Annotated in this window: 16 protein-coding genes; 15 read left to right on the forward strand and 1 reads right to left on the reverse strand. The window is 41.1% G+C overall.

The features are described from left to right. Nucleotides 1-55: 55 nt before the first annotated feature. Nucleotides 56-577 (reverse strand): DUF2529 domain-containing protein, encoded by a 522-nt coding sequence (locus tag FA727_RS12620; protein WP_136831309.1) that lies wholly within the window; start codon nucleotides 575-577, stop codon nucleotides 56-58. A 256-nt stretch (nucleotides 578-833) separates the two neighbouring features. Between FA727_RS12620 and FA727_RS12625 the strand changes: the two genes are divergently transcribed. The 15 genes from FA727_RS12625 to FA727_RS12695 all read left to right on the forward strand — a co-directional run bounded on the left by FA727_RS12625 (nucleotide 834) and on the right by FA727_RS12695 (nucleotide 14799). Beyond that, nucleotides 834-1208 (forward strand): response regulator, encoded by a 375-nt coding sequence (locus FA727_RS12625; protein ID WP_194138529.1) that lies wholly within the window; start codon nucleotides 834-836, stop codon nucleotides 1206-1208. Nucleotides 1209-1427: 219 nt separating this feature from the next. After that, nucleotides 1428-2285, forward strand: a complete 858-nt coding sequence (locus FA727_RS12630; protein WP_136831311.1) for a class II fructose-bisphosphate aldolase — start codon at nucleotides 1428-1430, stop codon at nucleotides 2283-2285. A 154-nt stretch (nucleotides 2286-2439) separates the two neighbouring features. Next, nucleotides 2440-3084, forward strand: a complete 645-nt coding sequence (gene fsa, locus FA727_RS12635; RefSeq protein WP_136831312.1) for a fructose-6-phosphate aldolase — start codon at nucleotides 2440-2442, stop codon at nucleotides 3082-3084. A 200-nt stretch (nucleotides 3085-3284) separates the two neighbouring features. Beyond that, entirely contained in the window at nucleotides 3285-4571 is a 1287-nt protein-coding gene (gene murA, locus FA727_RS12640; RefSeq protein WP_136831313.1) for a UDP-N-acetylglucosamine 1-carboxyvinyltransferase, read from the forward strand. 102 nt (nucleotides 4572-4673) lie between these two features. Continuing rightward, nucleotides 4674-5636 carry a class II fructose-bisphosphatase gene (gene glpX / locus FA727_RS12645; RefSeq protein ID WP_136831314.1) on the forward strand — a complete coding sequence of 321 codons (963 nt, stop codon included), beginning with the start codon at nucleotides 4674-4676 and terminating at the stop codon, nucleotides 5634-5636. A 542-nt stretch (nucleotides 5637-6178) separates the two neighbouring features. Next, on the forward strand, nucleotides 6179-7444 hold the full coding sequence (rho, locus tag FA727_RS12650; protein ID WP_136831315.1) for a transcription termination factor Rho: 1266 nt from the start codon (nucleotides 6179-6181) through the stop codon (nucleotides 7442-7444). 170 nt (nucleotides 7445-7614) lie between these two features. Then, the gene (gene rpmE / locus FA727_RS12655; protein WP_136831316.1) at nucleotides 7615-7830 is read left to right on the forward strand and encodes a 50S ribosomal protein L31; all 216 of its coding nucleotides are present in this window, start codon (nucleotides 7615-7617) and stop codon (nucleotides 7828-7830) included. A 217-nt stretch (nucleotides 7831-8047) separates the two neighbouring features. Further along, a complete protein-coding gene (locus tag FA727_RS12660) occupies nucleotides 8048-8665 on the forward strand; it encodes a thymidine kinase (RefSeq protein WP_136831317.1) in 618 nt (205 codons plus the stop codon). Nucleotides 8666-8745: 80 nt separating this feature from the next. Continuing rightward, complete coding sequence (locus tag FA727_RS12665; RefSeq protein ID WP_136831318.1) at nucleotides 8746-9150, forward strand: hypothetical protein; 405 nt, start codon at nucleotides 8746-8748, stop codon at nucleotides 9148-9150. Nucleotides 9151-9441: 291 nt separating this feature from the next. Beyond that, nucleotides 9442-10515 (forward strand): peptide chain release factor 1, encoded by a 1074-nt coding sequence (prfA, locus tag FA727_RS12670; protein ID WP_136831319.1) that lies wholly within the window; start codon nucleotides 9442-9444, stop codon nucleotides 10513-10515. Further along, nucleotides 10508-11368 carry a peptide chain release factor N(5)-glutamine methyltransferase gene (gene prmC / locus FA727_RS12675; RefSeq protein ID WP_136831320.1) on the forward strand — a complete coding sequence of 287 codons (861 nt, stop codon included), beginning with the start codon at nucleotides 10508-10510 and terminating at the stop codon, nucleotides 11366-11368. The genes prfA and prmC overlap by 8 nt, the downstream gene beginning before the upstream one ends. A 382-nt stretch (nucleotides 11369-11750) precedes the next feature. Further along, nucleotides 11751-12419, forward strand: coding sequence for a stage II sporulation protein R (gene spoIIR / locus FA727_RS12680; RefSeq protein ID WP_246041861.1), 669 nt, complete (start codon nucleotides 11751-11753; stop codon nucleotides 12417-12419). Nucleotides 12420-12531: 112 nt separating this feature from the next. Next, nucleotides 12532-12978, forward strand: coding sequence for a GNAT family N-acetyltransferase (locus FA727_RS12685; RefSeq protein WP_136831321.1), 447 nt, complete (start codon nucleotides 12532-12534; stop codon nucleotides 12976-12978). Between the two features lie 144 nt (nucleotides 12979-13122). Continuing rightward, nucleotides 13123-14169 carry an L-threonylcarbamoyladenylate synthase gene (locus tag FA727_RS12690; RefSeq protein ID WP_136831322.1) on the forward strand — a complete coding sequence of 349 codons (1047 nt, stop codon included), beginning with the start codon at nucleotides 13123-13125 and terminating at the stop codon, nucleotides 14167-14169. A gap of 78 nt (nucleotides 14170-14247) precedes the next feature. Next, nucleotides 14248-14799, forward strand: a complete 552-nt coding sequence (locus FA727_RS12695) for a manganese efflux pump MntP (RefSeq protein ID WP_136831323.1) — start codon at nucleotides 14248-14250, stop codon at nucleotides 14797-14799. Nucleotides 14800-14820 lie beyond the last annotated feature (21 nt).

The raw sequence follows: 14820 nt of genomic DNA on the forward strand, positions 1-14820 counted from the left end.
TCCTCTAATCAAGAGGACAACCTGTCTGACAAACTCTCCAGACCAATATAACCTATTACAGATCCTCTAGAATCTCTTGTACAGTAAATTTCAGTCCATAATACACATACAGAGCTGCCATGGAAGCAGGGTAGCCGAAGCGATTACCGGACTCATCTGGAAGTAGAGCCTTTTTTAATAGTAAGTCAATATGTACGTCCGCAAGCTGTACTAGATTTTCCTTCTCGTCTGACAGATGAGTAGATACAGAAACAAAAGGAATGTAATGATCTCGCAACCATTTTGCGGCTGCAACGGCTGTTTCATCATCGGAATAGCGTGAGAAAATCACAACTCGATCCGCTATTGTAATAGATTCGTCTTTTCCGTTCCAACGCTTCACGTTTTTCATGGGCTCTTCACTATCAAATGCTTCTGCTAGAACAGCTTCCATTTCTTTTTCGCCAAAAAAATAAATGCTTCCGTCTCCGACAGCAGCTTGTGCTAAGAGTCGTGCCCCGTCCTCGAAAACAAATTCGTCTTTTTCATGAATACGTTTAAAAAGTCCCGTTAATTGGGTAGTAAACATTTTTAGCATGGTTAACCCCCCTCGGTGCTATTATAATCAAGCGAACTCGAAAGGTAAAATGACAGCATTCGTCTTGATTTTTATACGAAAAAAATCATAATCAAGAATAAAAGTAAAAAAATAGTTCTTTCTTCGAAAAAATGGCAGGAATATTTGTCGACAAAATCGAATTAAATCAAGTGGGAATCAATATCAAGCACTTTTACATAAGCCATTTTTAAAAAGTTAGCATCAAGGGTTATATCTATATCAAGAAAGAGGTGGTTTGATGAAGGGAAAAGTATTAATCGTAGATGATCAGTTTGGCATCCGGATTCTCCTAAACGAAGTGTTGCAAAAAGAAGGTTACGAGACACATCAAGCTGCGAATGGCATACAGGCATTAGACATCGTGGAAAAAAATTGCCCTGACTTAGTATTACTTGATATGAAAATTCCAGGAATGGACGGCATTGAAATTTTGAAGCGAATGAAGCTCATTAAGGATGACATTCGCGTCATCATTATGACGGCATATGGGGAATTGGACATGATCCAGGAAGCGAAAAATCTAGGTGCACTAGCTCACTTTGCGAAGCCGTTCGACATTGATGATATTCGCGAAGCCGTCAAAACATATATTGCTGTTAAAACAAGCTAAGGTCTATGAAATCGATTACAGTATATGGAAAAATCTGAATTGAAAGACTTACAATTCATTGGGCAACCCTATTAGCAATTCTTTTTCTAATTTGGTAGAATGTCCTTAGAGATCAAAATCACGGAAAGTCCATTGATTTTCATACATATTCACTTTTTATAAAGGGAACACTTAAATCGGTGCTTACGATGATGAGATCATGTCAAAGGAGGAAAAAGAATGCCTTTAGTTTCAATGAAAGAAATGCTAATTAAAGCAAAAGACGGCGGCTATGCAGTTGGTCAATTCAACATCAATAACCTTGAATTTACTCAAGCGATTTTACTAGCAGCTGAAGAAGAAAAATCACCAGTTATTCTTGGTGTTTCTGAAGGTGCAGCTCGTTATATGGGTGGCTTCAAAACAATTGTAAAAATGGTTGAAGGCCTTCTAGAAGATTATAAGGTTACAGTTCCTGTAGCGATCCATTTAGACCATGGTTCAAGCTATGATAAATGTAAAGAAGCAATCGACGCAGGCTTTACTTCTGTTATGATTGACGCTTCTCATCATCCGTTTGAAGAAAACGTTGAAACAACTAAGAAAGTTGTTGATTACGCTCATTCTAAGGGTGTTTCCGTTGAAGCTGAATTAGGTACTGTCGGTGGACAAGAAGACGATGTTGTTGCTGAGGGCGTTATTTACGCTGATCCAGCAGAATGTGTTGAGCTTGTTAACCGTACTGGTATCGACTGCTTAGCTCCTGCATTAGGTTCAGTTCACGGACCTTACAAAGGTGAACCAAACCTTGGTTTCAAGGAAATGGAAGAAATCGGTAAAGCTACTGGACTTCCACTAGTTCTTCACGGAGGAACTGGAATTCCTACAAAAGATATTCAGAAGTCAGTTTCTTTAGGAACTGCCAAAATCAACGTTAACACTGAAAACCAAATTGCTTCTGCTAAAGTAGTACGTGAAGTATTAGCTGCAAAGCCAAACGAATACGATCCACGTAAATACTTAGGACCAGCTCGCGATGCGATTAAAGAAACAGTAATCGGCAAAATGCGTGAATTTGGTTCTGCAGGTAAAGCTTAAGTTAAATGCATATAGTAGGTTTAGCATCTGAAAAAAGCTAGCTCCTACCCAGATATGAAAAACCGCCTTGAAATAAGAGGCGGTTTTTCGTTCATTTTGGTTGTAATTATAGAGAGAGCACGCTAAAATTTGGTAAAAGAGGAGGATGAGATGCATGAAATTTTTTATTGATACAGCTAATATGGAAGAAATCAGAGAAGCGTATTCTTTAGGGATTATTGCGGGTGTAACGACGAATCCAACGTTAGTTGCAAAAGAAAAAAATGTATCGTTTGAAGACCGTCTTCGTGAAATTACCGCGCTCGTACCTGGTTCTGTCAGTGCTGAAGTCATTGCCCTTGATGCAGAAGGAATGATTCGTGAAGGAAGAGTGCTCGCAAAAATTGCTCCAAACATCACCATTAAAGTTCCAATGACTCCAGATGGGCTAAAAGCTGTTTCAGTTTTTTCAAAAGAGGGTATAAAGACAAATGTCACCTTAATTTTCAGTGCGAATCAAGCGCTATTAGCTGCACGAGCTGGTGCCTCTTATGTTTCACCATTTTTGGGTAGACTAGATGATATCGGTCATAACGGTCTAGAATTAATTTCCACAATAGCAGACATCTTCAGAGTACATAACATCGAAAGTGAAATTATTGCTGCATCTATCAGACATCCTCAACACGTAACCGAGGCTGCTTTAAGAGGGGCCCATATCGGAACAATGCCTTATAAGGTAATCCTGCAACTATTTAATCATCCGTTAACAGACAAGGGAATAGAAGCATTTTTAGCAGATTGGAATAACCGCGGATAATCGATAATCTACTAAGACTTTTGTCTTAAATTCAACTTTTTTTAAAACGCATACATGGAATTTGTTTTTTCGTGTAAACTAGATAATAGAGAAACTATGTCGAAAAATTGTATGGAAGTTTTTTTTGCGAGGGTTTTTCTCCAATAGAACAGCAATTGCTACAGATGCAGTTGACATCAAGGTAGAGAAGGGAGTCAGAGATGGAAAAGCTTAAAATCGCAGGGGGTTACCCTTTGAAGGGCACGGTTCGCATCAGTGGAGCGAAGAATAGTGCTGTTGCGCTTATTCCCGCGACCATTTTGGCTGATTCACCAGTCACGATTGAAGGTTTACCGGAAATTTCTGATGTTGAAATCTTAAAGGATCTTCTTGAGGAAATTGGAGGAACAGTCCAATTTTCCAATAATGAAATGACCGTTGATCCGTCGTCGATGATTTCGATGCCGTTGCCAAACGGAAAGGTTAAGAAGCTTCGTGCTTCCTATTATTTAATGGGAGCAATGCTGGGTCGTTTTAAGAAAGCGGTCATCGGCTTACCTGGTGGATGCCATTTAGGACCTAGACCGATTGACCAGCATATTAAAGGCTTTGAAGCCTTGGGTGCAAGTGTGACGAACGAGCAAGGCGCAATCTATTTGCGTGCAAATGAGCTTGTGGGTGCAAGAATTTATTTGGACGTTGTTAGTGTGGGCGCGACAATTAATATTATGCTTGCTGCCGTACGAGCAAAAGGTCGTACAATTATAGAAAATGCCGCGAAAGAGCCAGAAATCATTGACGTGGCAACACTTTTAACCAATATGGGAGCGAAAATTAAAGGTGCCGGAACCGATGTTATTCGGATTGATGGGGTGGACGAGCTTCATGGCTGCAGACATACCATTATTCCTGATCGAATCGAAGCAGGTACATATTTAATTTTAGGAGCGGCTGCCGGAGAGGGAATCCTCATCGACAATATCATTCCACAGCATTTAGAATCCTTAATTGCGAAGCTTCGTGAAATGGGCGTTCCGATTGATGCCAAGGATGACCAAGTGTTTGTTGGCAAAGCAGAGTCATTTAAACCGGTGGATATCAAAACGCTTGTGTATCCTGGTTTCCCAACGGATCTACAACAGCCTTTTACCTCCTTATTAACGAGGGCAAAAGGGACGAGCGTGGTCACAGATACCATTTATAGCGCGCGCTTTAAGCATATTGATGAATTAAGACGGATGAATGCCAATATTAAGGTAGAAGGTCGTTCAGCGATCATCAGCGGTCCAGTTCAGCTACAAGGAGCAAAAGTGAAGGCGAGTGATCTCCGAGCAGGAGCAGCTCTCGTCATCGCAGGGCTTATGGCTGAAGGGATTACCGAAATAACTGGCGTAGAGCATATTTATCGGGGATATAGTCATATCGTAGAGAAATTAGAAGGACTTGGCGCAACGATTTGGAAAGAAGACCTTTCCAAGGAGGAAATGGAGCAAATGAATCAAGCATAATTTTCTCGTTTCCTATGTTTCGTACACCTAAGAATCTTACACAAAAGTTTTGATAGAGTAGAAAAAACGGAAATAGGGTTTTCTTATGGGGGAGGAACACCGATGGAAAGAAGTTTATCAATGGAGCTAGTCCGCGTCACTGAAGGTGCGGCATTAGCTTCTGCGCGTTGGATGGGTAGAGGGAAAAAGGATGAAGCAGATGATGCTGCGACATCAGCTATGCGAGATGTGTTTGACACGGTTCCGATGAAAGGAACGGTAGTTATTGGTGAAGGTGAAATGGACGAAGCACCAATGCTGTATATTGGAGAAAAACTTGGGACAGGCTATGGTCCGCGTGTGGATGTTGCGGTAGACCCACTCGAAGGAACGAATATTGTGGCATCTGGCGGTTGGAATGCGCTAGCTGTCATTGCTGTTGCCGATCACGGAAATTTACTTCATGCACCAGATATGTATATGGAAAAAATTGCGGTTGGCCCAGAAGCGGTTGGGAAAATTGATATCAATGCTTCTGTTACAGACAATTTAAGAGCAGTTGCGAAAGCAAAAAACAAGGACATTGAAGATGTAGTGGCTACTGTTTTAAACAGAGAACGCCATGAACATATAATTGCTGAGCTTCGTGAAGCAGGTGCTCGTATTAAGCTCATTAATGATGGTGATGTAGCCGGAGCGATTAATACGGCGTTTGATCATACTGGCGTGGATATCCTTTTTGGTTCAGGTGGAGCACCTGAAGGAGTTCTGGCTGCTGTTGCTTTAAAATGTCTCGGTGGAGAAATTCAAGGAAAGCTTATTCCACAAAGTGAAGAAGAGCTCGAACGTTGTATCCGTATGGGCTTAGATGTAAATAAGATTTTGCGCATGGAAGACCTTGTTAAAGGGGACGACGCTATTTTCGCAGCAACAGGTGTTACCGACGGAGAATTGTTACGAGGCGTCCAGTTTAAAGGATCCTATGGTTCGACTCATTCCTTAGTTATGCGCGCAAAATCAGGCACGGTCCGCTTTATCGAAGGACGACACAGCTTGAAAAAGAAACCTCATTTAGTCATAAAATAATAAAGCGGAAACACCTTGAACAGCCCCGACAGCTGCTTGCAGGGCAGGGGATGAAGTCTGAACTTTGACTTCAATCACTGACCTGAAGCGACCAATGAAAAATGGTTTGTATTTTTCAATCGAGGCGCTAGGCGTTGGAGCTAGTAAGTAGTCTAAATAAAAAGACTAGACTTCCTTAAACTAAAAATAAAGTTGAGGTCTGCACGAACAGACCTCAACATTCCTTCCTTCTAAAATGATTCCAGAAAAAATTATATTGATTAATTTTCAGCAAAAGGGGTAAAATAGAGGTTGTTTTTTATCTATTCATAGAATAAACTCTAGTTACTTGAAACGATTTCATAATGTTTAAAAAAGGGTTCGTTTTTCAACATGAAACGGATTGCTTCATCATTCATTTTTTCTCTTCCTATGCTTCCATCAGCCTCAAAAAGTATTCTTTCCTTTATCCTGTCACAAATCATATCAAAAGAATGAATCTCTTCGAGGTAGCTTAAAGAATAGAATGAAATGAAACCTATTATATAAAGAGTGGTGTAATCATGGATTTAACAATATCTGGATTAGAAAATATGAAACTAAAGGAACTTTACGAGCTTGCAAAGACGTATCGAGTTTCTTATTACAGCAAATTAACGAAAAAAGAATTAATTTTTGCCATCTTAAAAGCAAGAGCGGAACAAGAAGGGTACTTCTTCATGGAAGGTGTACTCGAAATTATCCAATCAGAGGGCTTTGGCTTCCTTCGACCGATTAACTACTCACCAAGCTCGGAAGACATCTATATTTCCGCATCACAAATTAGAAGATTTGATTTGCGTAATGGTGATAAAGTTTCTGGTAAGGTTCGACCGCCAAAGGAAAATGAACGCTATTTTGGACTTTTACATGTAGAAGCAGTGAACGGAGACGACCCAGAATCTGCGAAAGAGCGGGTTCACTTCCCTGCCTTAACTCCCCTATATCCTGACCGTCAAATGAAGCTTGAAACAACTCCAAAGCATATGTCTACAAGAATTATGGACTTAATTGCACCCGTTGGATTTGGTCAACGTGGCTTAATCGTAGCCCCACCTAAAGCTGGTAAAACGGTTCTATTAAAACAAATTGCCAATAGCATCACGACAAATCATCCTGAAGCCGAATTAATCGTCCTTCTTATCGATGAGCGTCCAGAAGAAGTAACGGACATTGAACGTTCTGTTGCTGGTGATGTAGTTAGCTCAACTTTTGATGAGGTTCCAGAAAACCATATCAAGGTTGCTGAGCTTGTCTTAGAAAGAGCCATGAGACTCGTTGAGCATAAGCGTGATGTTATCATTTTAATGGACAGCATTACACGTCTTGCTCGTGCATATAACCTAGTGATTCCGCCAAGTGGACGAACACTTTCTGGTGGTATTGACCCTGCGGCATTTCATAGACCGAAGCGTTTCTTCGGGGCTGCTCGTAACATTGAAGAGGGAGGTAGCTTAACCATTTTGGCTACTGCACTTGTTGATACAGGATCACGTATGGACGATGTTATCTATGAAGAATTCAAAGGTACTGGTAATCTTGAGCTTCACTTAGATCGTGCGCTTGCAGAAAGAAGAATCTTCCCAGCGATTGATATTCGTCGTTCAGGAACTCGTAAAGAAGAGCTTATTATTCCGAAGGATCACTTGGATAAGCTATGGGCAATCCGCAAGTCTATGACAGACAGTCCTGAATTTGTTGAGAAGTTTTTACGCAAGTTGAAAACTACTAAATCAAATGAAGAATTTTTTGCTAAGCTAGACGAGGAAATGAAAGCGAAGAGATCTTAAGAATTGGTTCTTTGCGCAAAAGTAGCTTAAAAATTTTCCCATATTGCAAAACAAATATCACGCTGTTATAATAGATTTTGTGCGTTTATGATTTTTTACAGCATGGGAATACTATGCTGCATATATAACTCTGTTTCGAAAGATTCAGGGCGAAAAGGAGCTGAAAAGGAATGAAAGCAGGAATTCATCCAAATTATAAAAAAGCAATGGTGAAATGTGCTTGCGGTAACGAGTTCGAAACTGGTTCTGTTCAAGAAGAAATCCGTGTAGAAACTTGTTCTGAATGCCACCCATTCTATACTGGTCGTCAAAAATTCGCTGAAGCTGGCGGACGTGTTGATCGATTCAATAAGAAATACGGCCTTAAGTCACAAGAACAAGAATAATAACCAACCAAAACAGGCAGAACCTTTGCCTGTTTTTTCTTTCTAATATTCGGGATTGTTTTTACAATAAATGTGAAAATTAATTATCTGTGATTCTATATATATTAGGTAAAAAGAACGTTGTTTTTTAATATGCAATAAGCCATTATTATTACATTAAATTATTCAACAAGTGTTTACATAGATCGTATGTATCCATGGAAGGAGAGACCTGTACATGTATGTAGTTAACCATCACGGCTGGGTAGAAGTAGTTTGCGGAAGCATGTTTTCTGGTAAATCGGAGGAGTTAATTCGTCGCGTTCGAAGAGCCCAATATGCTAAACAAAAAATTGCTGTGTTTAAGCCGAAAATTGATAATCGCTATAGTGATGAAGCTGTTGTCTCTCATAATGGTACATCCGTTAACGCAATTCCAATTGCTCAATCTACAGATATTTTTAAGTATATTGAGTCTGATGAAGATGTTATTGCTATCGATGAAGTGCAATTTTTCGATGACGAGATCATCAAGGTTATTCAACATTTAGCTGATAGTGGCCATCGTGTGATTACAGCTGGTCTTGACCAGGATTTCCGTGGCGAGCCATTTGGCCAAATGCCTGCAATTATGGCGATCGCTGAGTCAGTGACGAAGCTTCAAGCTGTATGTACAGTTTGTGGGAACCCTGCAAGCAGAACGCAACGCTTGATTAATGGGCAGCCAGCTTCTTATGATGACCCAATCATTTTAGTAGGTGCTTCTGAATCGTATGAAGCGCGTTGTCGTCATCATCATGAAGTCCCAAAGTCCCCAAACGTGATTGAAAGACCTGTTATATCTGAATCCATCTAGCCTGCTGTCATAGTAGGCTTTTTTTTGTGAATTTCGTTCGAAATCGCGGGACATCCTATAAGAAAAAGGATGTGTCATGCGTGAAAAAGTTATTGTTATTTCTCACTCTTTTTATCATAACGGGCTGTGATGGAAATCTTCAGGATGAGCTAACGGAAAATAATGATACAAAGGGAACGAATGTGATTCACACAGGTGATGAGCTTCCAGGCCGTACAATGTCCGATCAAAATCCGAATTTGCTCAATACAGGCTCAGAACGGAATAATGAAAGGGACACAGAGCATGCTCGCAAGGTAATTGAAGATACAGGTGAGTTCACACCTGACTCTATTTGGATTAATGGAGATGATTTATGGGTCACGGCCCATACGGACGCAGATTTGACTTCAAAAGAGAAAATGGATGCCCAAGCTCGTCTTCATAAAATCTTGATGAAGGCTCTTCCGGATTATGATATTGAGGTTAAGGTGAATGAGGATTAACTTCTTGTTGGCAAACGCTCGCTTTCTTCGTTGCTTCGCCTTGTCCGGTGCTCATTACCTACTATGGTAACTCCGCTCCACCCAAGGCTTCGCTCTTAGATGCGACAAACGTTTTCAATCAGCCTGAAGGGTACACCTTTTTATTCTAAACAATTTAAACATGCTCGATTTGGGCATGTTTTTTTTCGGATTGGTTTTGACGCGGTATATTCCCTATACTATAATTAGACTGTTATAGACTTTTTTTGAAATATGTACGGAAACCTTTTTAATAAACCTTGAGGTGAAAATATGTTTGATCGATTACAAGCGGTAGAAGATCGCTATGAAAAATTAAACGAGCTTTTGAGCGATCCGGATATTGTCAATGATCCGAAAAAGCTACGTGAATATTCTAAGGAACAATCAGATATTCAACAAACGGTAGAAGTTTACCGTGAATATAAAGAAGTAAAAGAACAACTCCAGGATGCGAAGGCGATGCTCGAGGAAAAACTCGATGCGGATATGCGCGAAATGGTAAAAGAAGAATTGGGTGAGCTTGAGGAGCAAATCGAAGATCTTCAGGCGAGATTAAAGATCTTATTGATTCCAAAGGACCCAAATGATGATAAGAACGTAATCATGGAGATTCGTGGTGCTGCTGGTGGAGATGAAGCTGCTCTATTTGCTGGTGACTTATACCGCATGTACAGCCGTTTTGCTGAATCTCAAGGCTGGAGAACAGAGGTTATTGAATCAAGCTCTACAGGCGTAGGTGGATTCAAGGAGATCATTTTCATGATTAATGGAAATGGCGCTTATTCCAAGCTGAAGTTTGAAAATGGGGCACACCGTGTACAACGTGTACCAGAAACTGAGTCTGGCGGTCGTATCCATACGTCTACGGCAACAGTTGTAGTTTTACCAGAAGCAGAAGAAGTTGAAGTAGAAATCCATGACAAAGATATTCGTTTTGATACGTACGCTTCATCTGGAGCAGGTGGGCAAAGTGTTAACACGACGATGTCTGCTGTACGTTTAACACATATCCCTACAGGCATCGTTGTTACATGTCAGGATGAAAAATCTCAGCATAAAAACAGAGACAAGGCAATGAAAGTATTGCGCGCGCGTGTATATGATAAATTCCAACAAGAAGCGCAAGCGGAGTATGATCAAAACAGAAAATCAGCTGTTGGTACTGGGGACCGTTCTGAACGTATCCGTACTTACAACTTCCCACAAAACCGTGTTACTGACCACCGCATAGGCTTAACGATTCAAAAGCTTGATCAAATCCTTCAAGGAAAAATGGATGAGATCATCGATGCGTTAATTCTTGAAGACCAATCTGCGAGATTGGAAAGAGCTTCTAATGAGTAAAAAAGTGTATGAAGCCCTCAAATGGGCTTCTTCTTTTTTAATGGAGAAGGGGCGCGACGAAAATGCGGGAGAGCTATTGCTGTGCCACTTCTTAGGGGTGAATCGTGCTACGTTGTTGGCGAATTTTCGTGAAGAGCTTTCTGCAGATGTTTGGGTAGAGTTTGAGCGTGCTGTTCTTCTGCATGGTGAAGGCGAGCCAATTCAATATATGATGGGCTATGAAGAGTTTTACGGTCGTCGATTTGCGGTCAATCGGGAAGTGCTGATTCCACGCCCTGAGACAGAAGAGCTTGTGTATGGGGCGTTGGAACGGATTAAGCGGCTGTTTGGGGCTGCTGAGGGCTTGAGGTTTCTTGATATTGGGACCGGGAGCGGAGCAATTGCGGTGACGATGAAGCTGGAGCGACCGAGCTTGCATGTGACAGCGTCGGATATTGCGAAGGAGTCACTAGAGGTTGCTGAAGGGAATGCTAAGGAGCTTGGTGCTGAAGTTGAGTTTGTTTTGGGAGATTTGTTGGCGCCATTTTTGAGTGCTGGAGATAAGTTTGATGTGATTCTCTCAAATCCACCATACATCCCAACTGGTGATATTGAGACGATGTCGGTTGTAGTGACCGAGCATGAGCCTCATCGCGCACTATTTGCAGGTGAGGATGGACTTGATATTTACCGCCGTTTGATGAAGCAGCTACCTTCCGTGATTGGGAAGCGAGCGCTGATTGGATTCGAAGTTGGTGCTGGTCAAAGTGAAGCTGTTTCAGGGTTATTGGCTGAGACTTTTGCAGATGCCAAAGTGGATGTCGTTTATGATATTAATGGCAAGGACCGAATGGTGTTTGCAGAGATCGGATAGTTGTTTTGGTGGACCTTCCTCGAGATTGAGGGAGGTTTTTTCGTGTGATCGCCGATATATCGTGATTTTCGCCGATAAAATTTGAAAAACGCCGATATAATTAAATTTTCGCCGATATCAACCTCAAGCTACCTCATCTAGTCATGGGGTTTGACCGAAAAAAGGTAAATCAGAACTTGTTGAACTGATATCCGTATGCTCAATTACCATTTTTAGTAGTTTATGCGCGAGAATCAAGGGTTCTCACGCATAAATCAGCCTCGAACGCGCATTTCTGCATACCTGGCCCAAACCAGTCCAACCATCTATCAAAAATTTTTCATTTTAATAGTTTAAGATTCTTAACTCCTGTCCACAATGAGTGGTGAAGGGGTGGAGAAACTTGAAAACAAACAAAATGGCACTTATTTATATATTAATCTTATCGATTGGCACCTTGTGTAGCTTATATATTCCAAAAAATGAAGTGACAGCAAACGAACTGCAGGTCATTCCAAGTGAAGCGATTCGACTTCGGATTCTAGCAAATAGTGATTCAGAAGAAGACCAAGCTATCAAACGTAAAGTGCGTGATGCAATTAATCTAGAAATAACAAAATGGGTGGAAGATTTAACGTCCGTCGAAGAAGCAAGACGGATTATCCAAGAAGGAATGCCTGAAATTCAAAAAATCGCTGAAAAAGTTTTACTAGAGAATAACGTGAAGCAAGATGTTCATGCTGAATTCAAATATAATGTTGATTTCCCTACAAAGCTATATGGGGAGTTTCTATATCCAGCCGGGGAGTATGAAGCAATTTTGGTAACGCTAGGAGAAGGAGCAGGAGCCAATTGGTGGTGTGTCCTTTTTCCACCACTATGTTTCTTGGACTTTTCAAATGGGGTCGCAGTAAGTGAACAGGAAGACAAAGAGACGAAAATAGAAGAGAAAGAAGTAGAAAAAGAAGTAGCCGAAAAAGAAAAAGAGGAACCTCTTGTGGTGGATGACGAAGAGGAACCCGTTAAAGTGAAGTTCTTTCTAGTAGAAATCTTTGAAAAGATTTTTGGATAAGTCTTGCGCCAGCAAGGCTTTTTTAATACGAAAAAATAATCTAGTAAAAGTTCTATATGAAAATCTACTTCATATTAATAGTAATAGAAAATTGATGAAGGGATGTTGGAGAATGGCAATGATGGTACGTTATGCACAGAATGGGGATACAAAGAAGCTAATTTCATTTTTACAAGGAGCTAATCTGGGGACAGAGGGAATCGAGAACCTAGTTGACTATTTCTTAATCATGGAAGACGAAAAAGGTTGGGTTCAAGCTACATTGGGAATTGAACCTTTAGGTAAAATTGGACTGCTGCGCTCTTTTGCGACAACCACGCAAATTGGTGAAAATGAGCTCCTCTTTATTTTTGAACAAATGCTAAAACTAGCAAAAGAGAAAGGAATCGAAAAGCTGTATCTTGCAACAAACCGGTCGTCTAGTTTATCTTTTTTCACATTACTAGGATTTCAACGTGAAGAAAAAGAGAATCTTCCACAGGAATTAATAGAGTCAGACCACGTCAATCACATCCGAACTGTGGATAACTCCGTTTTTATGGTGTTAAACCTTCAATAATGTGGATATATTCAAAAAGTTATCCACTTTTTTAACGTTTTTATACACAATTTGTGGATAAAGCATATGTTCCCTTCACTTTTTTTCTCCTTTCAAACGTGATAGAGTATGGTAGTAGCAAAGAGAAAATGAAGGTGGATAATCATGAAGACAGAGTTACTAATAGTGGATAAAAATGTGGATAATCTCGATACCTATCCACAAATTGCACAGGCCGCTACTTTTTTAAAAGAAAATGAGGTTGTCGCTTTTCCAACAGAAACCGTGTATGGACTCGGTGGGAACGCGAAATCCGATGAAGCGGTACTGAAAATTTTCGAAGCAAAAGGCAGACCGAGCGATAATCCGCTCATTATTCATATAAGCAAAAAAGAACTACTAAACGAATTTGTGAAGGAAATCCCGGAAACGGCGTCTCTTTTAATGGAAAAATTCTGGCCAGGCCCACTGACGATTATTTTTCAAAAAAAAGATGGGGTCTTATCTGATGTGGCAACGGCTGGTCTCGAGACAGTGGCGGTGCGCATGCCTGAGCATCCATTAGCCTTAGCGCTCATCGATGTAGCGGGCTTACCAATCGCAGCGCCAAGTGCAAACCGTTCAGGCAGACCGAGTCCGACGACAGCAATGCATGTATGGGAGGATTTGAACGGACGCGTGTCGGCTGTTGTGGACGGTGGACCAACAGGCATCGGCGTGGAATCGACAGTGCTAGATTGCACAGCTGAAATTCCACAAATTCTAAGACCCGGTGGCGTCACAAAGGAACAAATCGAAGCCGTTATTGGCGAAGTCAAGGTCGACCCAGCACTTACCAACTTGAAGGCGTCGCCAAAATCACCGGGCATGAAATATACCCACTATGCGCCAGACGCTCCGCTTTTTTTAGTAAAAGGTTCGCGGGACTTCATTCAGCAACTAATTGCAGAAAAAAAGCACGAGGGATTGAAAGTAGGCGTGCTGACAACGGAAGAAAACGGCGATTTTTATGAGGCAGATGCCGTGCAAGTTTGTGGACAACGGACTCAATTAGAAACAGTCGCGACTGCGTTGTATGATAGTTTAAGAAGCTTTAACAAATCCGACGTGGATATTATTTATGGCGAAATGTTCCCGAACGAGGGTGTGGGTCATGCGATTATGAACCGTCTCATGAAGGCTGCTGGCCATAAAATTGTAGAAGAGAGCTAAAAAATTTTTTCGTTTTTGTACTTGTCCCCTTATGCTTTTGCATATGCTAAGACTAGCAGGTCCAAGGGAGGCACAAGAATGTCTGAATTTATCGGAGAAATGATTACACTAAACATAATGGCATTTGCTCTTGGGATGGATGCCTTTTCTGTCGGTCTGGGCATAGGGATGGTACGTATACGACTGAGACAAATTTTTAAAATCGGCATTATGATCGGTTTGTTCCATGTGCTCATGCCGATGATGGGGATGCTAGCTGGTCGCTTTCTTTCTGATCGTTTTGGCGACATCGCGGCCTTTCTTGGCGGAGGCTTATTGTTGCTCTTAGGTATGCAAATGATTTGGTCAAGCTTCAAGGATGATGAACGAAAATTAATGGCGCCAGTTGGATTTGGTCTTTTACTCTTCTCCATTAGCGTCAGTCTTGATAGCTTTTCGGTCGGCTTGTCTCTTGGGATTTATGGAGCGAAAACGGCATTGGTACTCATTTGCTTTGGAGTATGTGCCTGTGTTTTAACGTGGCTCGGCTTACTACTGGGACGAAAAGTGCAAGGATGGATTGGAACCTATAGTGAAGCGCTTGGCGGAGGGATTCTCATGGCGTTTGGGATAAAATTATTGCTCCTATAAAGATTTAATTGCTCCTGAAAT

It is taken from the genome of Robertmurraya kyonggiensis, assembly GCF_005116465.1.
In the GTDB taxonomy this organism is placed as follows: domain Bacteria; phylum Bacillota; class Bacilli; order Bacillales; family Cytobacillaceae; genus Robertmurraya; species Robertmurraya kyonggiensis.

Bases quoted from the DNA above. Each gene is read 5' to 3' on its own strand.
- FA727_RS12690 (WP_136831322.1), top strand. From the start codon at position 13,123: ATGAAGACAGAGTTACTAATAGTGGATAAAAATGTGGATAATCTCGAT.
- rpmE (WP_136831316.1), top strand. From the start codon at position 7,615: ATGAAAGCAGGAATTCATCCAAATTATAAAAAAGCAATGGTGAAATGT.
- FA727_RS12685 (WP_136831321.1), top strand. From the start codon at position 12,532: ATGGCAATGATGGTACGTTATGCACAGAATGGGGATACAAAGAAGCTA.
- rho (WP_136831315.1), top strand. From the start codon at position 6,179: ATGGATTTAACAATATCTGGATTAGAAAATATGAAACTAAAGGAACTT.
- FA727_RS12695 (WP_136831323.1), top strand. From the start codon at position 14,248: ATGTCTGAATTTATCGGAGAAATGATTACACTAAACATAATGGCATTT.
- prfA (WP_136831319.1), top strand. From the start codon at position 9,442: ATGTTTGATCGATTACAAGCGGTAGAAGATCGCTATGAAAAATTAAAC.
- murA (WP_136831313.1), top strand. From the start codon at position 3,285: ATGGAAAAGCTTAAAATCGCAGGGGGTTACCCTTTGAAGGGCACGGTT.
- prmC (WP_136831320.1), top strand. From the start codon at position 10,508: ATGAGTAAAAAAGTGTATGAAGCCCTCAAATGGGCTTCTTCTTTTTTA.
- FA727_RS12660 (WP_136831317.1), top strand. From the start codon at position 8,048: ATGTATGTAGTTAACCATCACGGCTGGGTAGAAGTAGTTTGCGGAAGC.
- FA727_RS12620 (WP_136831309.1), bottom strand. From the start codon at position 577: ATGCTAAAAATGTTTACTACCCAATTAACGGGACTTTTTAAACGTATT.
- fsa (WP_136831312.1), top strand. From the start codon at position 2,440: ATGAAATTTTTTATTGATACAGCTAATATGGAAGAAATCAGAGAAGCG.
- glpX (WP_136831314.1), top strand. From the start codon at position 4,674: ATGGAAAGAAGTTTATCAATGGAGCTAGTCCGCGTCACTGAAGGTGCG.
- FA727_RS12630 (WP_136831311.1), top strand. From the start codon at position 1,428: ATGCCTTTAGTTTCAATGAAAGAAATGCTAATTAAAGCAAAAGACGGC.